At 41.1% G+C, this 21,587-nt stretch carries 19 protein-coding genes and 1 pseudogene; 7 read left to right on the forward strand and 13 right to left on the reverse strand.

What is annotated here, in order from left to right:
• Positions 1 to 188: 188 nt before the first annotated feature.
• The 3 genes from pyc to AC0KTX_RS05315 all read right to left on the reverse strand — a co-directional run bounded on the left by pyc (position 189) and on the right by AC0KTX_RS05315 (position 5,381).
• Positions 189 to 3,632, reverse strand: coding sequence for a pyruvate carboxylase (gene pyc, locus AC0KTX_RS05305; RefSeq protein ID WP_474251198.1), 3,444 nt, complete (start codon positions 3,630 to 3,632; stop codon positions 189 to 191).
• Between the two features lie 101 nt (positions 3,633 to 3,733).
• Positions 3,734 to 4,909, reverse strand: coding sequence for an FtsW/RodA/SpoVE family cell cycle protein (locus AC0KTX_RS05310; RefSeq protein ID WP_474251199.1), 1,176 nt, complete (start codon positions 4,907 to 4,909; stop codon positions 3,734 to 3,736).
• Between the two features lie 187 nt (positions 4,910 to 5,096).
• Positions 5,097 to 5,381 carry an Fpa/YlaN family protein gene (locus tag AC0KTX_RS05315; RefSeq protein WP_474251200.1) on the reverse strand — a complete coding sequence of 95 codons (285 nt, stop codon included), beginning with the start codon at positions 5,379 to 5,381 and terminating at the stop codon, positions 5,097 to 5,099.
• Positions 5,382 to 5,645: 264 nt separating this feature from the next.
• Between AC0KTX_RS05315 and AC0KTX_RS05320 the strand changes: the two genes are divergently transcribed.
• Complete coding sequence (locus tag AC0KTX_RS05320; protein ID WP_474251201.1) at positions 5,646 to 6,146, forward strand: peptidyl-prolyl cis-trans isomerase; 501 nt, start codon at positions 5,646 to 5,648, stop codon at positions 6,144 to 6,146.
• Between the two features lie 58 nt (positions 6,147 to 6,204).
• Here AC0KTX_RS05320 and AC0KTX_RS05325 read toward each other — a convergent pair whose 3' ends face one another.
• Positions 6,205 to 7,533 carry a PhoH family protein gene (locus AC0KTX_RS05325; RefSeq protein ID WP_474251202.1) on the reverse strand — a complete coding sequence of 443 codons (1,329 nt, stop codon included), beginning with the start codon at positions 7,531 to 7,533 and terminating at the stop codon, positions 6,205 to 6,207.
• 147 nt (positions 7,534 to 7,680) lie between these two features.
• On the opposite strand from AC0KTX_RS05325, the gene AC0KTX_RS05330 reads away from it, so the two are divergent.
• On the forward strand, positions 7,681 to 8,268 hold the full coding sequence (locus AC0KTX_RS05330) for a YhcN/YlaJ family sporulation lipoprotein (protein WP_474251203.1): 588 nt from the start codon (positions 7,681 to 7,683) through the stop codon (positions 8,266 to 8,268).
• A gap of 129 nt (positions 8,269 to 8,397) precedes the next feature.
• Positions 8,398 to 8,595 (forward strand): YlaI family protein, encoded by a 198-nt coding sequence (locus AC0KTX_RS05335; protein ID WP_474251204.1) that lies wholly within the window; start codon positions 8,398 to 8,400, stop codon positions 8,593 to 8,595.
• A gap of 221 nt (positions 8,596 to 8,816) precedes the next feature.
• On the opposite strand, the gene AC0KTX_RS05340 is transcribed toward AC0KTX_RS05335, so the two are convergent.
• Both AC0KTX_RS05340 and typA read right to left on the reverse strand, forming a co-directional pair.
• On the reverse strand, positions 8,817 to 9,137 hold the full coding sequence (locus AC0KTX_RS05340) for a YlaH-like family protein (protein ID WP_474251205.1): 321 nt from the start codon (positions 9,135 to 9,137) through the stop codon (positions 8,817 to 8,819).
• Between the two features lie 31 nt (positions 9,138 to 9,168).
• On the reverse strand, positions 9,169 to 11,007 hold the full coding sequence (gene typA, locus AC0KTX_RS05345) for a translational GTPase TypA (protein WP_474251206.1): 1,839 nt from the start codon (positions 11,005 to 11,007) through the stop codon (positions 9,169 to 9,171).
• Positions 11,008 to 11,158: 151 nt separating this feature from the next.
• Between typA and AC0KTX_RS05350 the strand changes: the two genes are divergently transcribed.
• The gene (locus tag AC0KTX_RS05350; RefSeq protein WP_474251207.1) at positions 11,159 to 11,344 is read left to right on the forward strand and encodes a DUF5325 family protein; all 186 of its coding nucleotides are present in this window, start codon (positions 11,159 to 11,161) and stop codon (positions 11,342 to 11,344) included.
• 192 nt (positions 11,345 to 11,536) lie between these two features.
• On the opposite strand, the gene AC0KTX_RS05355 is transcribed toward AC0KTX_RS05350, so the two are convergent.
• Positions 11,537 to 12,076 carry a DinB family protein gene (locus AC0KTX_RS05355; protein WP_474251208.1) on the reverse strand — a complete coding sequence of 180 codons (540 nt, stop codon included), beginning with the start codon at positions 12,074 to 12,076 and terminating at the stop codon, positions 11,537 to 11,539.
• A gap of 72 nt (positions 12,077 to 12,148) precedes the next feature.
• Entirely contained in the window at positions 12,149 to 12,949 is an 801-nt protein-coding gene (locus tag AC0KTX_RS05360; RefSeq protein ID WP_474251209.1) for an inositol monophosphatase family protein, read from the reverse strand.
• Positions 12,950 to 13,153: 204 nt separating this feature from the next.
• Between AC0KTX_RS05360 and AC0KTX_RS05365 the strand changes: the two genes are divergently transcribed.
• Positions 13,154 to 13,786 carry a YktB family protein gene (locus AC0KTX_RS05365; protein WP_474251210.1) on the forward strand — a complete coding sequence of 211 codons (633 nt, stop codon included), beginning with the start codon at positions 13,154 to 13,156 and terminating at the stop codon, positions 13,784 to 13,786.
• Positions 13,787 to 13,821: 35 nt separating this feature from the next.
• On the opposite strand, the gene AC0KTX_RS05370 is transcribed toward AC0KTX_RS05365, so the two are convergent.
• On the reverse strand, positions 13,822 to 14,103 hold the full coding sequence (locus AC0KTX_RS05370) for a UPF0223 family protein (RefSeq protein WP_474251211.1): 282 nt from the start codon (positions 14,101 to 14,103) through the stop codon (positions 13,822 to 13,824).
• A gap of 20 nt (positions 14,104 to 14,123) precedes the next feature.
• A complete protein-coding gene (locus AC0KTX_RS05375; protein WP_474251212.1) occupies positions 14,124 to 15,083 on the reverse strand; it encodes an NAD(P)H-dependent flavin oxidoreductase in 960 nt (319 codons plus the stop codon).
• A 137-nt stretch (positions 15,084 to 15,220) separates the two neighbouring features.
• On the opposite strand from AC0KTX_RS05375, the gene AC0KTX_RS05380 reads away from it, so the two are divergent.
• Positions 15,221 to 16,693 (forward strand): aminotransferase class I/II-fold pyridoxal phosphate-dependent enzyme, encoded by a 1,473-nt coding sequence (locus tag AC0KTX_RS05380; RefSeq protein WP_474251213.1) that lies wholly within the window; start codon positions 15,221 to 15,223, stop codon positions 16,691 to 16,693.
• Positions 16,694 to 16,825: 132 nt separating this feature from the next.
• Here the strand turns inward: AC0KTX_RS05380 and AC0KTX_RS05385 are convergent.
• Positions 16,826 to 16,918: pseudogene (locus tag AC0KTX_RS05385) on the reverse strand (GapA-binding peptide SR1P); the annotation flags it as partial.
• A gap of 421 nt (positions 16,919 to 17,339) precedes the next feature.
• On the opposite strand from AC0KTX_RS05385, the gene AC0KTX_RS05390 reads away from it, so the two are divergent.
• Complete coding sequence (locus tag AC0KTX_RS05390; protein WP_474251214.1) at positions 17,340 to 17,714, forward strand: hypothetical protein; 375 nt, start codon at positions 17,340 to 17,342, stop codon at positions 17,712 to 17,714.
• A 335-nt stretch (positions 17,715 to 18,049) separates the two neighbouring features.
• Here the strand turns inward: AC0KTX_RS05390 and AC0KTX_RS05395 are convergent, their stop codons facing one another.
• Positions 18,050 to 19,798 carry a methyl-accepting chemotaxis protein gene (locus tag AC0KTX_RS05395; protein WP_474251215.1) on the reverse strand — a complete coding sequence of 583 codons (1,749 nt, stop codon included), beginning with the start codon at positions 19,796 to 19,798 and terminating at the stop codon, positions 18,050 to 18,052.
• Positions 19,799 to 20,170: 372 nt separating this feature from the next.
• Positions 20,171 to 21,583: a dihydrolipoyl dehydrogenase gene (gene lpdA, locus AC0KTX_RS05400; protein ID WP_474251216.1), complete on the reverse strand. Its 1,413-nt coding sequence runs from the start codon at positions 21,581 to 21,583 to the stop codon at positions 20,171 to 20,173.
• Between the last annotated feature and the right edge of the window lie 4 nt (positions 21,584 to 21,587).

The raw sequence follows: 21,587 nt of genomic DNA on the forward strand, positions 1-21,587 counted from the left end.
ATTTTCATCCTTAATGAAAGATTACCATAATTGAAAATCATTTTCAATCATTTTTTTGGAATTTTACAACAAAATCAATGTTTAGCGGCATCCTAATGCCACCTCTTGAACAAGCCTGTTCAAATAAGCGCTAAAAGGCCCACAGAATTCGAAAATTCTGTGGGCCTTTCGCAAACCGCATTCCAAGATTATTTTGTTAGTTCGATTAACAAATCGCCTGTTTGAATCGTTTCCCCGCTTGCCACATGAATTTCTTTTACAACACCGGAAAATGGCGCTTGAACCGTCGTTTCCATTTTCATTGATTCAGTTATCATTAAATGGTCTCCCTTGTTGACTTTTTCGCCTTTTTCGACCAAAACTTTAATGACTGTGCCAGGCATTGTGGCGCCAATATGCTCCGGATTTTGCGGATCCGCTTTTACCCGCTGCTGTACGGTTGATTTGATGCTTTCATCTTTAATGATCACTTCACGCGGCTGGCCGTTTAACTCAAAATAAACAATTCTTGTTCCATCCGCCTGCGGCTGGCCAATGGACACAAGCTTAACGATTAACGTTTTTCCTTTTTCGATTTCCACTTCAATTTCTTCACCCAAACGCATTCCATAAAAGAAAGTGGGCGTATCAAGAACTGAAATATTTCCAAATCGTTCAAACGTTTTAATATATTCCGTGAACACTTTCGGATATAGTGCATATGAAATCGTATCGCAGTTGGTTGGTTCATGATGCAAAAGCTGTTCCAGTTCTTCCTTTAAAGATTGGAAATTAACCGGATCCAACAGTTCTCCAGGTCTGACCGTGATCGGCTCGCGCCCTTTTAAAATCACTCGCTGCAGCTCTTTCGGGAATCCGCCATACGGCTGGCCCAAATAGCCCGAGAAAAATTCAACAACGGAATCAGGGAAATCAAGCGATTCGCCCCGTTCGTATACATCATCTTCCGTTAAATTATTTTGCACCATAAACAATGCCATATCACCAACAACTTTGGAAGAAGGCGTTACTTTGACAATATCGCCAAACAAACGATTGACTCTGCTGTACATTTCTTTTACTTCTTCCCAACGATCGCCCAAACCGACCGCTTTCGCCTGCTGCTGCAGGTTGCTGTACTGACCGCCGGGCATTTCATGCACATAAATTTCGGAATGAGGAGCCTTCATGCCGCTTTCAAAATCGGCATAATATTTTCGCACTTCCTCCCAATATCGGGAAAGCTTTTCCAAAGATGACACTTCCACGTTCGGTCTTCGCTCCGTTCCTTCCAGCGCATAATATAAAGAATTGGCGCTCGGCTGTGAAGTCAGTCCGGCCATGGAGCTTAACGCTGTGTCAATGATATCGACACCTGCTTCAATCGCTTTTGCATATGTGTAAATGCCGTTGCCGCTTGTATCATGCGTATGCAAATGAATCGGCAAATCGACCGTCTCTTTTAAGGCAGATATTAATTCATAAGCAGCCTGAGGTTTCAAAAGTCCGGCCATATCTTTAATGGCTAAAATATGGGCTCCTGATGCTTCAAGCTCTTTGGCCATTTGTTTATAGTAATTCAAATCGTATTTTCTTCTTGTCGGATCAAGAATATCACCGGTATAGCAAATCGCAGCCTCAGCAATTTTTCCTGAGCTTCGTACCGCATCAATGGCAAGAGTCATACCTTTTACCCAGTTTAAGCTGTCAAAAATACGGAACACATCGATGCCTGCTTCCGCAGATCTTTCCACAAATTCCTTAATGACATTGTCAGGATAGTTTTTATATCCGACAGCATTCGAAGCCCGCAAAAGCATTTGCAATAACAAGTTCGGGACATGTTTCCGGACGATTTGCAGTCTTTCCCACGGGTCTTCTTTTAAAAACCGGTATGCTACATCAAATGTAGCTCCTCCCCACATCTCAAGCGAGAACAACTCTGGAAGAAGTCTGGCCGTCGGTTCTGCAATCTGTTTAATATCGTACGTTCTTACGCGCGTGGCAAGCAAGGATTGATGGGCGTCACGAAATGTCGTATCAGTCAACAAAACTTGTTTTTGCTCTTTTACCCATTTGACCAATCCTTCCGATCCTTTTTCCTCCAATATTTGTTTTGTTCCGTTTGGAATCGGTTCTGATAACTTTATTGGCGGAATCGGCGGCTGGCCAAACACAGGTTTTTTCTTCTTGCCGATGCCGGGGAACCCGTTTACCGTTACATTTGCGATATAGGTAAGCATTTTCGTACCGCGGTCGCGCTGTTTCGGAAACACGAACAATTCCGGGGAAGAATCAATAAAGGATGTATCGTATTCTCCTGATAAAAATTTTTCATGCTTCACGACATTTTCCAAAAACGGAATATTGGTTTTAATGCCGCGTACACGGAATTCTCGCAAATTTCTCAACATTTTTCTGGCAGCTTGCTCAAACGTTAAAGCCCATGTCGAAACTTTTACAAGCAAAGAATCATAATAAGGAGTAATGACTGCACCTTGGAAGCTGTTTCCTGTATCTAACCGGACGCCAAATCCTCCGCCTGACCGATAAGCCATAATTTTTCCTGTATCCGGCATGAAATTGTTCAGTGGATCCTCCGTTGTAACCCTTGCTTGAATGGCATATCCCCATGTTTTAATGTCTTCCTGTTGAGGAATTCCGATTTTCTCGCTGTGAATGGAATGGCCTTCAGCTACTAAAATTTGTGTTTGCACAATATCAATTCCGGTGATCAATTCCGTGATGGTATGCTCAACTTGGACGCGCGGGTTTACCTCAATGAAATAAAATTGGTCGCCAGAAACCAAAAATTCAACTGTTCCTGCATTGACATACTTGACATTTTTCATCAATCGAACCGCCGCTTCACAGATCTGATCCCTTAATTCCTTTTTAAGAGAAACGCTTGGTGCCACTTCCACCACTTTTTGATGGCGGCGTTGAACAGAACAATCCCGTTCATAAAGATGGACAATGTTGCCTTCATGATCGCCGATAATTTGCACTTCGATATGCTTCGGATTTTCAATCAATTTTTCCACATATACTTCGTCGCTGCCGAATGCGGCTTTTGCCTCTGATTTTGCCCGTTCATAAGATTCCTTGACGCCCGCTTTCGAACGGACAATCCGCATCCCGCGGCCTCCGCCGCCGAGGGCAGCTTTGATGATGAAAGGATAACCGAATTTTTCCCCAAATTGAACGACTTCCTCCAAGCTTTTGACCGGCCCACTGCTTCCCGGGATCACCGGAATACCGGCTAGTTCCGCTTGGTGTCGTGCTTTTACTTTATCCCCGAACATATCCAAATGCTCTGTTTTTGGGCCGATAAAAATGATGCCTGCTTCTTCGCACTTTCTTGCAAATTCGATATTTTCAGATAAAAAACCGTAGCCGGGATGAATCGCATCCACATCATGTGCTTTTGCAATTTCAATGATGCCGTCAATGTCCAAGTATGCTTCAATCGGTTTTTTGCCTTCGCCAATTAAATATGCTTCATCCGCTTTATATCGATGATACGAGCCGGTATCCTCTCTGGAATAGATGGCAACCGTTCTGATATTCAATTCATTGCATGCGCGAAATACACGAATTGCGATTTCACCGCGGTTGGCTACTAAAACTTTTTCGATTTTTCTTTGCGACATATAAATCCCCCTTTGGTTACATATACATTTCGATGAAAAATACATATATATTTTGAAGGTGTCCTGCAAAACAACACTTCGCGGGACACCATCTTAAGCTTTCAAAAAACGTCTCTGCCAACTTTCTCTTTTTTATACTGTTCACGGTAATTAACAAACATGGAAACATTCACCAACAATCCCGTCGAAAGCATCAAAACTAAAAGCGAAGATCCGCCGTAGCTGATAAATGGCAAAGTTACTCCCGTAATCGGGATCAGCCCGGTCAACCCTCCGAGATTAATAAACGTTTGAATGCCAATCATGCTTGAGACACCGACAGCAATAAGAGTCCCAAACGGATCCTGGCATTTTCTAGCAATAAACAAACCTTTCAACACAATGTACCCTAAAAGAACAAGAACAAACAGAACACCGAAAATACCTAATTCTTCCGCTATCACAGCCATGATAAAATCTGTGTGCGGCTCCGGCAAGTAGCCGTACTTTTGTATGCTTTCCCCAAGCCCTAAGCCTTTAAGCCCTCCGGAACCGATCGCTATATAGGAATTGACGAGCTGATAACCTGCACCATCTTCATATTGAAAAGGGTCGCTATACGCAGTAAGCCGAGAGAGGCGCTCTTTATTGAAAATGTCATCGGCATTCAGCAAGATCAGCGGGCTTAAAAGCAGCAAGAAAAACAGGGAAAGAATGATCAGCTTCACCATATTTTTTATACCCATCCCTGAACAAGCAATAATGGCCATTGCAATCATCCAAATGATGAAAGCTGTGCCAATATCAGGCTGTAGGATGACAAAAACACAAATCAATACGGTGAAAATGACCGGAGGCAATGCTCCTTTGCCAAATTGCTTTATGTACGCCTGTTTTTTTTCATAAACTGCCGATAAGTAAATGATGGAGGCAAGCTTTACAAATTCAGCCGGCTGAATCGCTCTCCCAGCAAATTTAAACCAGCTCTGCGCCCCTCCTGCGACATGTCCAAACAAAAAAAGCAACCCCAAAACACCGACTGATCCGAAAAAAAGAACTCTTAAAAATTTTCCGTTCAAATACGCCCTGTAAGGAAAAAACATCATGAACAAAAAGGCCGCAGTGGCCAAAAGCAAGGAAATCAACTGTTTTTTAAAAAAATAATCACTTGATGTTTCATATCTCGTAACCGCTGTAATCATGCTTGAACTGTAAATCATAATCAATCCGAATCCGCACAATAAAAAAACGGCTAAAATCAGCGAATAATCGTAGCATTTCAACATTTTCTTGAACATGTTCATCTTCCTTAACGTATGCTGCTCTTCTTGCTGTCTGAAAATGCAGTCACTGCATATAAGAGAATTTTTTTTCTATTATACTTTGAATAATCATTTTTCACAATCCTTTTAAAGTCGGATTGTGCTGGAATACATTGATAAAACAAAAGCTCAAACCGATTTCAAAGCGATTTGAGCTTCTTCTCTATTTACGTACAAATGCCTCATGCAAAGCGGACAATTCACGCTCAAGCGTGTCAAGAAGCGCTTTCCCTTCCTGCTCTTCAATTAGTCCAAGTCTTACTGCAAAGTCAATTTCACGGGATAATCCGAACATTTGTGTATCTAAAACCTCTTCGTAAAGAGGGCATTGAGGCATTGTCAAATTGTCCATTTGCACTTGGATTAATTTCATAATTTTATCTGCATCCGCCTTTAAAAGCGAAAGAGCTTTTTCTCGATGGCTTATAACGGTATCAAACGATGCCACTTGAATCCCTCCGTTCCCGTTTAAGGAATCCCTTTTCTATCTATTTATATTAAAGGTTATAGACTAAAATTGCAAGGAAACTAACGCCGCCTCCCTTCCCATTTTTGTATTTTTTCTTTTATTTTGTTCATATATATGTTATCGCGTCCCAAAAAATACGCAGCTTTGATCTTAATAAAGAGACAAAAATCATTTCATTTCTTTTTTAACAGCGATGTGACAAAATGACAGAAACCGCTTATACTTTTATCAGGAGGGATGTCCATGAGTGATATTATACAAATTAAAGGGAATGTAAAATATTCCATTACCCTTGATCCCGGTGTGTGGATTTTTGATGACCGCCGCATTGATTTAAATACATATTTTGATTTCGGCCAAAACACAAAAGAGGATATGAAGGAAGATTCGATTGAAAAAACGGCTAAGCAATGGCAACGGGAAATCCAGGAAGGTGCTGTTTCTCCGCCTACTTTAAAAACAGAGCGGAAATTTGAAAAGGAAAAAGTTTTGACCGGCACGTTCGCCATGCCTTTCGAACCTTTTTTAAACAATGCCGAACCGTTCGATGAGGCGAACACGGTCGTGTTTGAAACAGAAACAGGAGAAGTGAAAGTACCGTTGGAAAAAGCAAGAAAATGTATTTTCGGCTTCAGCAAAGATGGAAAACCATTAAAGGAAGACGGACCGATCCACGTCTATTTTGGGGATGGCTCAAACAAAGACAATCCGATTAAAAAGGTCAAATCCATTATCGTACAGTAAAAAAGTTTGCTGCCGCAAGAGGGAGGAATTTTTTCTCTCTCTCCTGCGGGTTGTCTTTCTACAGCAAATCGGCTGCCAGCTGGGCCAATTTTGACCGTTCTCCTTTAATCAGTTTCACATGTCCGGCAATGGACTGATCTTTAAATTTCTCAACGACATATGTTAAACCGTTATTGTATTCATCCAAGTACGGATGGTCAATTTGTCCCGGATCCCCCATCAAGACGATTTTGCTGTTATCCCCAACCCTCGTTAAAATCGTTTTGACTTCATGTTTCGTTAAGTTTTGCGCCTCATCGATAATGATAAATTGTCCGGGGATGCTCCGCCCTCTGATATAGGTCAATGCTTCCACCTCAATTGAACTCATTCCGGCCAAAATGGTGTCAAGTTCTCCCGCTTTTTTTGTATTAAATAAATATTCCAAATTATCCCAAATCGGCTGCATCCACGGCCTTAATTTTTCTTCCTTTTCACCCGGCAAAAAACCAATGTCTTTTCCGACCGGAACAATCGGCCTTGCGACGAGCAGCTTTTTATATTCTTCCAAATCTTCTGTTTGCATGAGCCCCGCAGCTAAAGCGAGCAAAGTTTTTCCCGTCCCCGCTTTGCCAATTAACGTGACGAGCTGAATATCGTTCCGCATTAAAAGTTCAATCGCCATCGTTTGCTGCACATTTCTCGGTTGGATTCCCCAAACTTGTTCGTTGTGGAAAACGAGTTTTTTTAAACGCTTTCCGGTCTGGTCCACAATTCCTAGTGCTGAAGATTTACCTCCGAGCGCATCCTTCAAAATAATAAATTGATTGGGATAAAACGGATGATTGGTAATTTCAGAAAGCAAAAGCTCATGATGTTCATAAAATCTGTTTAAATTTTCCGTGTTTATGTAAAGATCTAAAAAACCAGTATAAATATGATCAATTTCTACCACTCGATCGCTTAAAAAATCCTCTGTATGAAGGCCGATCGCATCGGCTTTCACCCGAACTAACGCATCTTTGCTGACTAAAATAACCGTTCTTCCGCTCTCTTTCGCTTCCTCTTCTAATGCAAGGTTTTTGGCAACTGCCAGAATGCGGTTATCATTTGTTTTTTCAACAAAAATATCTTGCAATTCATGAAATGACCGATGGTTCAGCTCAATTCTGAGGAAACCTCCGTTCGGCAGCGGAATTTTCTCATGCAATTTTCCTTGTTCCCTCAGTTGATCAATAATTTTGGAAACTTGACGGGCGTTTCGACCAATCTCATCCATATATCTTTTTTTTGAATCGACTTCTTCCAGCACCACTGCAGGAATGACCACTTCATGTTCATCAAAAGAAAAAATCGAATTCGGTTCTTGCAGCAAAACATTCGTATCCAATACATACACTTTGCCCAATCTTTTCTCCCCCTCATCATATGGTTTGGAGGCTTCGTTTGCAGTTTGTCGTTGCTAAAATATATGTCTTGATGAATAAAGTTAGAAGGTTCATTAAACAATAAACAAAAAGAAAACTTTCATAAGGGCTGAAAAAGGAGTGAGTCGATGCGAAACTTTGTCATTTCCATCATGTTTATCAGCGCATTTTTTGCCGGCTGTTCGGTTAATGATAATGCCAGACAAAATGAAGATAAAAATCAACAAATCGTAACGGTTAAAGATTCTGTTCGCGAAAACGTCGACCGTAAAACAGGGCAAGAAATCGCCCGCCATTTAGCCGATTTGGCAGAACGGGTGCCTGATGTAAAAAATGCAACCGCCGTTGTATTGGGCCAGTATGCCGTCGTCGGTATTGATGTAAGACAAGACCTGGACCGGTCCAAAGTAGAATCCATCAAATATTCTGTTTCTGAATCGTTAAAGCAAGATCCATACGGAGCAAACGCCGTGATTGTTGCTGATCCTGACACGAATGAGCGCATTCGCAATATGGCGGAGGAAATACAAAACGGCCGGCCTGTAGGGGGAATTCTCGATGAATTGGCGCAAATCGTGGGAAGATTGATGCCTAGCGTGCCGAGAGATGCCATAGATGATCAGAACAAACAACCGCTGAAAGAGGAAAACGATCAACTTCCCAATTCAAAACAACAAGAGCTGAACAAAGAGCAGCGTGATCAATCAAAACAATGAGAAAACATCAACGCTTGAACCTTTCGGGTTTAAGCGTTTTTTCTTCACCGTTTTTATTTTTTTTCGTTCTTTGCGAGAAATCATGGTATACTTTGAAAAAACGATGGTTGAAGAGGGATGAGAATTGAGATGAAAGTGAAATGTGTGCTTTGCGATAAAATTGAAACAATCGATGATTGGTCGCAAGAGGCAAAACGCCTTCGCAACAGACCAATCCATACCTATATGTGTCAAGAATGCCACGATCGCATTGAAGCGAAAACAAAAAGGAGATTAGCTACAGGAAAGTTTCGGCTTTACCGTGAAAAAAAACGACAAGATCTTTAACGGCACGAAACAAGCGTATCTTTTCTAGTCGGAAGTTAATCAGTGTTTTCAGCCATCTCCTTGAGGGAATGGCTGCCGGTTGAAAAAACGTTTTTCCTTTTCAGGTGTGAAACGTTAGAACAGTATAATGTTTTTTCAAATGAATTTACAGAAGCGGATAAAAAAACAGATGGCGGCAAATATCCGTCCATCTGTTTTTATTTTTCCATTTTCTATAAAAGCTACAAATTCTTCTCTTTTTTTTTCGACTGATGAAGGCGGATTTTGTAAATGCTTAAGATTAAAGCCGCAACAACGAGGCCTTCGGCAACCGGAAGAAAAATTGCTAAAAATGTAAGCAGCGTGCAGCCTAAAATAAGAAAAAGATAAATAATCGCTGATTTTAAAATTGGGAGTTTTTTGGCAAAGCCTAATTTGTAAACGATGATAGATAAAACTAAAATGGTGAGATACAAGCACCACATTCCCACATCATGCTGTTCATGAACGCGGTATAGGCGCGCAAAAAACGACAATCGTTCAATGACTTGCTCTTCTGTCACTGCGCCTAATGCCCCCTTTCCCGGCCTTTTATTAGTTTTGGCCTGCCAATTTTTTTCTTTTGGCGGCTTTTTCCCTTTCAGTTTTATTTAATATTTTTTTTCGTAAACGAATCGATTGAGGAGTGACTTCACAATATTCATCATCATTTAAATATTCCAGCGCTTCTTCCAACGACATAATCCGCGGTTTTTTCATGCCGACAGTTTGCTCTTTTGTTGATGAGCGCATGTTCGTTTGCTGTTTTACTTTACAGATATTGACAACCAGGTCATTTTCCCTGTTATGTTCGCCGACGATCATGCCTTCATAAACTTCTGTTCCCGGTTCAACAAAAATGGTTCCCCGATCTTCTGCTTGCTGAATGCCGTATGAAGTAGCCTTGCCAGTTTCCATTGCAATCAACACGCCTTGACGTCTTCCGCCGACTTGGCCTTTTTGCATTGGTTGATAACTTTCAAAGGAATGATGAATGATACCATATCCTCTTGTCAAAGACATAAATTCAGTCGTATATCCGATCAATCCGCGTGAAGGAACCATAAAAATCAAGCGTACTTGTCCATTTCCGTTATTGATCATGTCAACCATTTCGCCTTTTCTTGCACCTAACGATTCCATAACGGGCCCCGTATATTCTTCAGGTACATCTACTTGCACCCGTTCGACTGGTTCGCAAAGAACGCCGTCGATTTCTTTTACAATCACTTCCGGTTTTGATACTTGAAGCTCGTATCCTTCCCGCCGCATGTTTTCAATTAAAATGGATAAATGCAGCTCGCCGCGTCCTGATACAATCCATTTGTCCGGAGAATCCGTCGGTTCCACCCTTAACGAAACATCTGTTTGCAGCTGCTCATGCAAGCGCTCTTCGATTTTTCGGGCAGTGACAAATTTTCCTTCCCTTCCGGCAAAAGGACTATTATTTACTAAAAAGGTCATTTGCAATGTCGGTTCATCAATTCTAAGAACAGGCAGTGCTTCCTGATGATCGACCGGGCAGACTGTTTCCCCGACATTAATGTCTTCCATTCCTGAGACAGCTATCAAGTCTCCTGCCTTCGCTTCTTCAATCTCGAGCCTTTTTAAACCTTTAAAGCCGAACATTTTCGTAACGCGGAATTGTTTTACGCTTCCGTCAAGCTTCATCAACGCTACCTGCTGGCCGACCTTCATTTTTCCCCTAAAAATTCTTCCAATGCCGATCCGCCCTACATAATCGTTATAATCCAATAGCGCCACTTGGAATTGTAAAGGTTGATCGCTGTTATCCACCGGCGCAGGGATATATTGAATAATGGCATCAAAAAGCGCCTCCATATTGTCATCTTGTCTATTAGGATCTAAGCTTGCCGTCCCGTTTATGGCCGAAGTGTAAATAACCGGAAATTCCAACTGTTCATCATTCGCATCAAGTTCAATGAAAAGTTCGAGTACTTCATCCACTACCTCTTGCGGCCGGGCAGATTCTCGATCGATTTTATTGACAACGACAATCGGCGTTAAGTTCTGCTCCAACGCTTTTTTCAAAACAAATCTTGTTTGCGGCATGCAGCCTTCATAGGCGTCAACAACAAGCAAAACGCCGTCAACCATTCTCATGATCCGCTCCACTTCTCCGCCAAAGTCAGCGTGGCCTGGCGTATCTAAAATGTTAATGGTCGTTCCTTTATACTCAATTGCGGTATTTTTGGCCAAAATCGTGATTCCCCGTTCACGCTCTAAATCATTTGAGTCCATTGCCCTCTCCGCCACTTGCTCATTTTCCCTAAACGTTCCAGATTGACGAAGCAATTGATCAACAAGCGTCGTTTTTCCATGGTCAACGTGGGCGATGATGGCAATATTGCGTAAATCGTTGCGAACTTTCACAATAACATCTCCTATTTTTCAAACTAAACCTACGATATTATATCATAAACAATGTAGAAAAGCGGAATATTTTTCGTTAAACTAAAAGAGGAATGTTGAAAGGAAAATCTTTTCAAAAAGATTGCCGAATTGTAGCCAAGGAGGACTTATCATGAAAAAAGTGAATTGGTTTTTTCTAATCTTGTCCATCATTGCTGCATTGCTCATCGTGTTCATAGGCTTTGCCATCGGTGCGGGGAATTTGATTGCCGTCATTCTTTGTGCCATCGGGATTATCATTGTCTTTGGCATCGGCTTTGCCCAAAAAAAGAAAATGCGGGAAAATGGAACTTTGTAGATAGCGTATTTAGAATATGGTTCGCCTGAATATGTCTTTTATATGGCGAAGACCCACAGATATTCCGCTGATCTGTGGGTTTTTACCGCTATTGGGCAACATCTTGAAAAAGGGGATAAATCCATCCGTTTTAGGAAAGGATGAAAGCAGGGAATCCTTTTATTGTGAAAAGATTGCTTTTGTGAACGTCCGTTATGGTTTGGAAGGATAACCATCCGCTTGCAAATAGCGCTCTTTTATCACTTGGCGATGATGACGTTCATGCCCTGCAATGATGAATGCAATAGCTCGAGGCGTCACTTCAAATCCGTTTGCCTTTCCACGCCGCAGCCAAGCTTCCTTATGCAAACTTTTCAACAACAAGACCGTTGATTGACGAGAAATGGAAAATTGATTTAACAGTTCTTCTAAAGCCATTTGATCAAATAAAGCCTGTTCAACATACGCTCTTTCATCAAAGCCCGGAATCGGCGCAGTCTCACCGCGTGCTATTGAAAGAAGCCGATACCCCATAATCCGCTCCGTATCGACAAGATGTCCGATCACTTCTTTAATGCTCCATTTTCCTGAATCATAGCGGAATTCGGCTTGTTCATTGGTAAGATCTTTCAGCATTGCAACCGTTTCTTTTTCCTCTAAAGTTAAAATGTCCAATATATCGCCGTCCGGAACCAATTTTAAATATGGTTCATAATATGGAGCATATTCATTAGTATTTGGACGCAAGATCATTTCGATCGCTCTTTTCCTTTCAAATTTTTATTTTCAAAATGACAGGTTCGGAACAATGGCAAATAATGCTCTTTACGATTCATATTTTCCTTTTATAAATGTGTCAATGATTTCTTGATGGATTGTTTTATTTGCTGCAAATATGCTTTGCTTTTCCAACAAGTTGACAGGCTTCCCGTCCAATTTGGTTGTAATACCGCCTACTTCTTCCACCAACACCATTCCTGCTGCGAAATCCCAAGGGGCTAATCTTAATGTAATGTAGCCGTCCAATTTTCCGCTGGCAACATAGGCAAATTCAAGGGCAGCCGATCCAAATGACCTCGTCCCTCTCACCCGTTTAACTAGCGGGCTTAAAATAGACTGGTCAATGCGGCGGTTTTCCACCACCCATGTGGGATTCAACCCAATTATGGACTCCTCCACTTTTTTCGTGCGCAATGGCTGAAGCTTCGTGTCATTCAAATAGGCGCCTTGCCCTTTTATCGCATGATACAATTCATCATGGACGACATCATAGATCAAACCGATTTTGCCAATGCCGTTCTCAAAGATTCCGATCGAAATGCAAAAATTACGCTGTTGATGGACAAAATTCATCGTGCCGTCAATCGGGTCGATAATCCAAACTACGCCATCAAGTGATGAAAGTTCGTGGCCGCTTCCCTCTTCGCCTAAAATATGATGGTCAGGGTATGTGTCTCTGATGTTGTTCCAAAAATATTGTTCCACTTCCCGATCTATGTTTGTCACAAGATCGTTTGGATCTGCTTTTGTTTCAATGGTTAGCGGTTCCTCAAACGATTGACGGATTTTTTCCCCAGCTTCCATCATCCATTTTGCAGCCGTTTTATGTATTTCACGCCAAACCATGTTTCAACCTACTTTCTATAAAATTCGATTGCTTATAGCATACTGTAAAGAACTGGCGAAAATCAAGCATTCGCCATTGGGGGTCAACTCCCAGAATTCCTCCCTTTAAAAAAGGAAACAGCGGGTTGTATGATTCCTTCTTTCTCGCAACGTTTCTTCTTTTATGTTAAAATGTGGACAAGTTTGCTGAAAAGGAGGACTTTTATGGATTTCACACCATTTGTACAAGAAGATTTTGCCGTTTTTCAAATTGACGGTTTAGAAGCAAGAATGGATGCTCTGAAAAAGCGGATCCGTCCAAAGCTAGAAGCGTTGGGAAATTATTTCGCCCCGACCTTATCCAGTTTAACGGGAGACGAAATGTTTGCCCATGTCGCCAAACACGCCCGCAGAACGATCAATCCTCCGAATGATACTTGGGTTGCTTTTGCCAACAGCAAACGAGGCTACAAAAAGCTGCCCCACTTCCAAATCGGCCTTTGGGAAACACATGTGTTTATTTGGTTTGCAGTTATTTATGAATCGCCTGTAAAAGAAAAAATCGGAGAAGCGTTTTTAAAACATATCGATCAAATCCAAAAAGAAATTCCTGGCGATTTTGTTTGGTCCACTGACCACACAAAACCGCAGGCAGTCAAACAACAAGACTTGTCGGACGAAGATTTAACATCCATTTTTCGTCGGCTGAAGGAAGTAAAAAAAGCGGAGATGCTCTGCGGGATCCATCTCCCAAAAGAGCATGCGCTATCCCTTAATGCCGAACAGTTTTTAAAAAAGGCAGACGAAACTTTTCAAACATTGGCGCCACTCTATCATTTAGCACAGAAAAGCATCTAATCCAGAAAGGTCAGGATGTTGAACATCACTGACCTTTAATTTCCTTTAGGGATTTGAATCCAGTCACCATCTTCTCCCTGTCTGCCCGCCTTTACGACCGGATAGGAAGAATATCCGCTTGATTCTTCAAATTCTTTAAACATCTTTTTTTCTTCCGCTTTGCTAGGAACAATTTTTTTAAAGCGGCGGTAAGCTTTGATGAACTCTTCCCGCCGTACACCTTTTTCATACGCTTTCTCGATGCATTCAAAAAATTTGATGACATCGATGATTTCTTGTGTTGTCAGATCATACGAAAATGGATATGAATAATTCATACGGCACCTCTCTGCTAATTTTACATGGACCATCTATTGCGGATTTGTTCCGCTTCTTGAATCATGTTTTGAAAAAGTTCTGCTACAGTTGGAATATCTTTAATGAGTCCCATCGACTGTCCCGCCCAAGCGAAGCCTTCTTCGATTTTGCCATCATATATGTATTTTTTGTTCGCTTCGCCGCTAATGTAATCTTTTAGTGCTTCATAATCACCGTAGTTCTGTTCAATTTGCAAAATTTTTTCTGTCCAGCTGTTGCGGATCGCTCGCGCCGGTGCGCCAAGGGAGCGCTTAATGATGACTGTGTCGTGCTCTGAACCGTTTACCAATGCTTGTTTATACAACGGATGCGCATGTATGCACTCTTTTGTTGCAATAAAACGCGTGCCCATCTCAATTCCTTCCGCGCCTAGAGCCAACGCCGCCATAAGGCCTCTCCCATCGGCTATTCCTCCAGAAGCGACAACGGGAATGGAAACGGCATCCACCACTTGAGGCACGAGAACAAACGTCCCGGTGTCGTTCCTGCCAAGATGCCCGCCGCCTTCCTGTCCGACCACCATGACGGCATCGGCGCCGAGTTCTTCTGCTTTTACCGCTTGTCTCCGAGCTGCAACGAGAACAAGCTTCTTAACTGGCACACCTTTTAATTGTTCAAAAATCGGTGCAGGATTTCCCCCTGTCATCGTAATGACCGGCACTTTTTCCTCGATCGCCACGTCCAGCATTTCGGAAAAAGGACGTCCGTGCTGGCCAATCGCAAAATTCACTCCAAACGGCTTATCTGTTTTTTCTTTTACTTTGCGAATTTCTTCTCGTAATGCTTCCGGATTAGGAAGCGACATGGCGGTTATCTGGCCCAACCCTCCCGCATTGCTGACAGCGCTTGCCAAGTCAGAATAAGCCAAATACGCAAGCCCCCCTTGAATAATCGGATATTCAATTCCTAACAAATCAGTAATTTTCGTTGAAAATTTCATGATAATCCCTCCCATCATCTCTATTATCCACTTTTTCCATCACCATTTGCAATCTCATTCTTTGCAATTCATTTTGAAAATGCTATAATTCATTTGTTTTTAATTTAATCGAAGCAAAAAAGTAGGTGAATAGATCATTGTCTCAGCATGAAACACCTTTGTTTACAGGGCTCGTCAAACATGTCATGAAAAATCCTTTGCAATTCCATATCCCCGGCCACAAAAAAGGGGCTGGGATGGATCCTGACTTTCGTGAATTTATCGGCCATAATGCTTTAGCGATAGATTTGATTAACATTTCTCCTTTAGATGATTTACATTCTCCTAAGGGGATTATTAAAGAAGCGCAAAAATTGGCAGCAGATGCTTTCGGCGCCGATCACACCTTTTTCTCCGTACAAGGAACCAGCGGTGCGATCATGACGATGATTATGTCTGTATGCGGACCCGGCGACAAAATCATTGTTCCGAGAAACGTGCATAAATCCGTGATGTCCGCCATCATTTTTTCCGGAGCCATTCCCGTTTTTATTCATCCGGAATTTGATAAAAATCTAGGGATCTCCCATGGCATTTCAACAGAATCAGTCGAAAAAGCGATTGAGCAAAACCCGGAAGCAAAAGGTCTTTTTGTTATAAATCCAACATATTTTGGCATTTCTGCTGATTTAAAGAAAATTGTGGACATTGCCCATTCTTACAATATTCCAGTCTTGGTTGATGAAGCACATGGGGTACACATACATTTTCATGACAAACTCCCCTTGTCTGCGATGCAAGCAGGGGCTGATATGGCCGCCACAAGCGTCCATAAATTAGGAGGTTCAATGACACAAAGCTCGATATTAAATATGCGCGAAGGACTCGTCTCCCCTGACCGTGTGCAATCGATTTTAAGCATGATCACAACCACTTCAACATCCTATTTGCTTCTTGCATCTTTGGACGTTGCAAGAAAACAGCTCGCCACAAAAGGGTATGAACTTTTGGACAAAACGATTGAACTGGCCAATAAAACGAGAAAATTGATCAATCAAATTGACCATTTATATTGCGTTGGCGAAGAAATTTTAGGAACCAACGCCACTTATGATTTTGACCCAACAAAATTAACCATATCCGTTAAAGAACTCGGGTTAACGGGCTATGACGTTGAATTGTGGTTGAGAGACCGATACAACATTGAAGTCGAACTTTCCGACTTATACAACATCCTTTGCATCATTACACCTGGAGATACCGAAAACGAAACAGCCATTTTAGTAAATGCGTTGAGAACGTTGTCGGATGAATACCGCCATCAAGCAGACAAAAATGCAAAGCCTTCCGTTTTGCTGCCTGATATTCCGGTACTGGCGCTCACGCCTCGAGACGCTTTTTACGCTGAAACGGAAGTAGTTCCATTTGAAAAGTCAGCTGGAAGAATTAGTGCAGAATTTGTGATGGTGTATCCGCCGGGAATTCCTATTTTTATCCCGGGGGAAATCATCACGGAGGACAATCTGCGCTACATTCAAAAAAATTTGGAAGTTGGCCTCCCTGTCCAAGGACCTGAAGACGCAACCCTTTCTACGATAAGAGTAATCAAAGAACATAAAGCAATCAAATAATTGAAGGTGATCCATTTTATGAGTGGATCACCTTTTTTTAAAAGAATTCAGTCAATTCCTTCTGCTTCTATTTTTCTAAATCCTATGCTTGGCTAACTGTTTCTTGTTGAGATTTGCGGACTTTTGTTTTCTACATTTTTGGCATGTTCCATATAATGTTGTCACTTTTTCGTCATCAAAAAAGTGAATGGTTGAATTGCAATGCTGGCAGACAATGGTTCCCATCTTCTTTTTCCCCTTTACATAATAATGTTTGATTTCATAATTAGGATGTATTTATTCTCTTTTTATTTAATAATATTATGTTATATTAAATTCATCAAGAGTTAATTGTATGTCACATTTTTCTTTTTTACGAATCAAAATGAAATCCCTTTCAAACTGTAAAATAAAGGGTTTAACAGAACCCCTAATAAGGAAGCAAAAGCTGGAATATCTCTCTGCTTCATTATATGCCTGAATCAATAGCCTTTTTTCAAAATTTTTTTGACTGAAAGTTTAAATCCATAAATTATTTTTCAATTGTGTAACAATTGCATGACATTCTAATGAATTGAAATGATCTATGTTACAATGACGTTAATTAAGTGTACGGAAATATTGCTTGATAAAGGAATTTCTGCAGAATGAAAGAAGGTGGTTTTTGGTGAAACATGTGGCATTCACAATATCCATTGCCTTTCTCCTTTTATCAACATCATGCGCTACAGCAAAGCAGAATAAAATTCCTAGTGAAGTTCAAACAGATGGGAGACAGATTCTTTTTTTTACGAACCAAGAAGTCATGGATAACGAAGCTGTTTATTATGATGCATTATTGGATTTGCGCAAACAGTTTCCAGAAGAATTCAAAAACATGATCGTTTATCAAGAGGGGCATTCAGTAGTGAAGAAATTTGACATCAACACTTTCCCTGCGATTGTTGTGATTGATGATCACAATGTAGTATTTCACATAGAAGGTTCGGTAGCAAAAAAGGAAGATATCGTTCAACCTATGGAAAAACTGTTATCAAAATAGTTTCCTAATGTTTCAAGAAGAAAGAGTTGAGAAGCCAAAAACAACCATTTAATTTGTCTCGTTAACCATTCAAAACCTATCCCCTTTATGCAATACAAGAAGAAGAAAACTTGGAAAACCTCCTGGCCGCACAAATTGGATGGGATATAACAGTTTGCTGATCAGTATATGGAAAAATTGAATTAGAATGAAGCCCAAAACGGTACCGTTTCGGGCTTCATTCATTTTTTGCGAAAAGGAGGCTGTCTCATAAGTCGATTTTTCGACATGAGAAGACCCCCTTTTTCACGTTGTTTTAATATTTAGGACAAGCCCGAATGCGAACATCATCTCATTTATAATTTATATTTTTGAATCGTTTGGTTCAATTCATCGCTAAGAACGTTTAGATTTTCTGCGAGTTTTGCCCCTTCTTCCATGGCGTTGATTTGTTCATGGACAGAAGCGGTAATTTCTTCAGCGGAAGCAGCCGTTTGCTGGGAGACGGCTGATATGTTTTGGATCGCTGAATTGATGTTTTCACTCTGAGATGTAATGTTTTCGATTTCTGCACTTAACTGTTTAATGGCTTGTACCGCATCATTGACCTTTGTATGAATATTTTTAAATTCTGAGTCCGTTTTAGCAACCGCATCACTTAATTGGTGCGAATATTGCATTGTTTCAGACATTGCCATAACAGTAGATTCCGTGTCCTTTTCAATTTGGGCTATCATTTCTTGAATTTGTTTTGTAGCCTGATTCGATTGTTCGGCGAGTTTTCTTACTTCCTGCGCAACAACGGCAAAGCCCTTTCCATGTTCTCCTGCTCTCGCCGCTTCGATGCTTGCATTTAAAGCTAATAAATTCGTTTGCTCGGCAATTGCGTTAATCGTATTTGTAATGTTGGAGATATTTTGAATTTTGTTGTATAAGTTGGTGATTCCAATGCTGATATGATCCGCTGCTTTGGCCGATTCATTATTTGATTTTTTCAGCACCTCAACCATTTTTTCCCCGTTAATGGCAGCCTGTTCAGAAGAAAGGGTGGCATCTTTCATCAACTCATGCTGTTTATTCATTTTCTCAACAGAGTTCATTAAATGTTCAATGTTTTGGCTAATGTTTTCCGTATCAGCCGCTTGCGTGACCATTCCATTTGTAATCTCACTAAGGGAATTTCCCATTTCTTCGCCGCCGGCGGATATTTCTTCAGATAACGCTGACAAACTGCTTGAAGTACCTACTAAATGATCTCCCATTTCTTGCAATTTTTGAATCATCAATTTTAACTCTTCTACCATACGGTTGAACGCTTTGCCCAACTGGCCAAATTCATCTTCAGACTCAGGAAGCTTTTTCACATTTAAGTTTCCGTCGGCAATTTCCAAAGAAACATTGGTGATTGTTTGCAAAAGCCGCAATTTGCCTCTCGTGAAATAATAAAAAGCGATAATGCAAATAACGGCGATGGCAACAGAAATGGCAACCGTATACCATCTCAACACTTGCAATCCTTCGTAAAATTCTTCCGTATAAGCGCCTATGCCAATGTTCCAATCCCATGGTTCAAAGTAGGTCATATACGCTATTTTTTCACGTTCAAAATTTTCCCCTTTATTTTTCCAAGTGTATGTATAAAAATGGCCTTCTTCACTTTTCGCTTGCGCCGCTTTAATGAGCCCGTTACGAACTTCCACTGCTTTTTCATTTGTTTCATTGCTGCCGATGGGGCTCAGCGGATTTAGGGATACTTCCCGATTTGATTTAACGGCAAAAATATAGCCATCTTTTTTATATAAAAACGGAGATTTTGTATAGTCGTATTGATCGCCGACTTTCGGACCGTTTAAGATGACACGGGCTTTTTCCTGCGCCTCTTCCAATGTCAGTTTTCCATTTTTTACATCTTCATCAAGCATTTGCAAAACGGCAACCGCCGTGTTGGTTAAATGTTTTAAGTCCAATTTTCCGCTTTCTATTAATTCCCTTTTAGCAAAATAATAGCTTGTCACCCCGATCGCTGTGCTGATGAAAACTGTCATGATAAAAATAGAGAATAATAGCTTAAAAGAGATTTTTTTCAATGAGTTCTTTTTCTTCATTTTTTTCACCCTCAACTAGTATCGTTCTTCTTTAAGATCAGCCAACCGTTGTCCTATTTACTTTTACCTAGTTATTTGGTATTTACATCCATTTACCAAAACCATTTTATCATAACATTCATAAAGGTTTAATAGGCTAAAAAGCATTAATATAAAATTCATTTTTTTCTTTCAATTAATCCGAATGTCTTAGCCGAAAGATTGAATTCTGTAAATTTTTTTACAAAGCGGCTAATAAATAGCTGTTTTTTCCTATTTAAATGATCGCTGCCACCCATTTTGTACATGTTTAGGAATAAAGTTGCAAAAACAAATAAAAAAAGGCAACTTACGCAAATTAGCGTTAAGTTGCCATGAAACTCATTGAAAAAACTATTTTACAATATGGATTGGTGTTCCAAGAGCTACTTCCGATGCTTCCATTACCATTTCGCCTAACGTCGGGTGAGCATGGATGGTCAAGGCAATATCTTCAACCGTCATGCCTGCTTCAATGGCCAGACCAAGTTCTGCAATGATGTCAGACGCATTTGCTCCGGCAATTTGAGCACCGATGACGAGACTGTCTTCTTTCCGTGAAATAATTTTCACAAAACCGTCTGTTGCATTAAGAGACAATGCACGTCCGTTTGCAGCATACGGGAATTTGGCTGCCACCACTTCAATGCCTTCTTCTTTTGCCAGTTGTTCAGTATAACCAACGCTTGCAAGCTCAGGTTCAGAGAATACAACAGCAGGAATGCCGTTATAATCAATTTCTGAAGGGCGGCCCGAAATTGCTTCAGCTGCAATTTTTCCTTCGTAAGATGCTTTATGTGCAAGAGCCGAACCTGGAACAATGTCGCCGATGGCATATATGTTCGGGACATTTGTTCGGCATTGCTTATCAATTTTGATGTATCCTTTTTCGTCCATTTCAATGCCGACTTGCTCAAGGCCAAGTTCATCCGTGTTTGGACGGCGGCCAACAGTAACAAGTACATAGTCGGCTTCGACAGTTTGTTCCTTTCCTTTCGCTTCAAAAGTCACTTTTACGCCATTTTCTGTTTCTTCGGCATTTTTGGCCATCGCATTCGTATGAATTTCGACATTTCCTTTTTTCTTCAAGGCTCGTTTCACTAAAGACGACATTTGTTTTTCAAATCCAGGAAGAATATCGTTTGTCCCTTCGATGATGACAATCTCAGTTCCAAAGTTGGCAAAAGCAGTTCCGAGTTCGATGCCGATAACGCCTCCGCCAATGATGACCATTTTTTTCGGCACTTCCTGCAAGTTTAGTGCACCTGTTGAATCAATGACGCGATTGGAATATTGAAAGTTCGGAATTTCAATTGGCCGCGAGCCCGTTGCAATAATGGCATTGTTAAATTTATACGTTTGCGCGGAATCATCGTTTATAACGCGGATTGTATTTTGATCGACAAAATACGCTTCCCCTTTTACAATTTCAACTTTATTGCCTTTTAAGAGGCCTTCCACTCCGCCTGTTAGTTTTTTTACAACACTTTCTTTCCATGCTTGCACTTTTGAAAAATCTAACGTGACATTTTCAGCTTGGATGCCGATGTCACCTGATTCCTTTGCCTCTACGTAGCGGTGCCCCGCGCTGATGAGCGCTTTGGAAGGAATACAGCCAACATTTAGGCAGACACCGCCTAGGTTTCCTTTCTCAACAATTGTCACTTTTTGACCTAATTGTGCAGCGCGAATTGCTGCAACATATCCCCCAGGACCCGCTCCAATGACGAGGGTATCCGTCTCAATTGGAAAATCGCCTACTACCATCCCT

It is taken from the genome of Aeribacillus sp. JST-2 (assembly GCF_056032925.1).

What these genes read in the sequence shown, in the direction of transcription:
- AC0KTX_RS05365 (WP_474251210.1), top strand. Translation starts at nt 13,154, where the DNA reads ATGGATTTCACACCATTTGTACAAGAAGATTTTGCCGTTTTTCAAATT.
- AC0KTX_RS05395 (WP_474251215.1), bottom strand. Translation starts at nt 19,798, where the DNA reads ATGAAGAAAAAGAACTCATTGAAAAAAATCTCTTTTAAGCTATTATTC.
- AC0KTX_RS05370 (WP_474251211.1), bottom strand. Translation starts at nt 14,103, where the DNA reads ATGAATTATTCATATCCATTTTCGTATGATCTGACAACACAAGAAATC.
- AC0KTX_RS05310 (WP_474251199.1), bottom strand. Translation starts at nt 4,909, where the DNA reads ATGTTCAAGAAAATGTTGAAATGCTACGATTATTCGCTGATTTTAGCC.
- lpdA (WP_474251216.1), bottom strand. Translation starts at nt 21,583, where the DNA reads ATGGTAGTAGGCGATTTTCCAATTGAGACGGATACCCTCGTCATTGGA.
- AC0KTX_RS05330 (WP_474251203.1), top strand. Translation starts at nt 7,681, where the DNA reads ATGCGAAACTTTGTCATTTCCATCATGTTTATCAGCGCATTTTTTGCC.
- AC0KTX_RS05320 (WP_474251201.1), top strand. Translation starts at nt 5,646, where the DNA reads ATGAGTGATATTATACAAATTAAAGGGAATGTAAAATATTCCATTACC.
- AC0KTX_RS05355 (WP_474251208.1), bottom strand. Translation starts at nt 12,076, where the DNA reads ATGATCTTGCGTCCAAATACTAATGAATATGCTCCATATTATGAACCA.
- AC0KTX_RS05360 (WP_474251209.1), bottom strand. Translation starts at nt 12,949, where the DNA reads ATGGTTTGGCGTGAAATACATAAAACGGCTGCAAAATGGATGATGGAA.
- AC0KTX_RS05375 (WP_474251212.1), bottom strand. Translation starts at nt 15,083, where the DNA reads ATGAAATTTTCAACGAAAATTACTGATTTGTTAGGAATTGAATATCCG.
- AC0KTX_RS05350 (WP_474251207.1), top strand. Translation starts at nt 11,159, where the DNA reads ATGAAAAAAGTGAATTGGTTTTTTCTAATCTTGTCCATCATTGCTGCA.
- pyc (WP_474251198.1), bottom strand. Translation starts at nt 3,632, where the DNA reads ATGTCGCAAAGAAAAATCGAAAAAGTTTTAGTAGCCAACCGCGGTGAA.
- AC0KTX_RS05335 (WP_474251204.1), top strand. Translation starts at nt 8,398, where the DNA reads ATGAAAGTGAAATGTGTGCTTTGCGATAAAATTGAAACAATCGATGAT.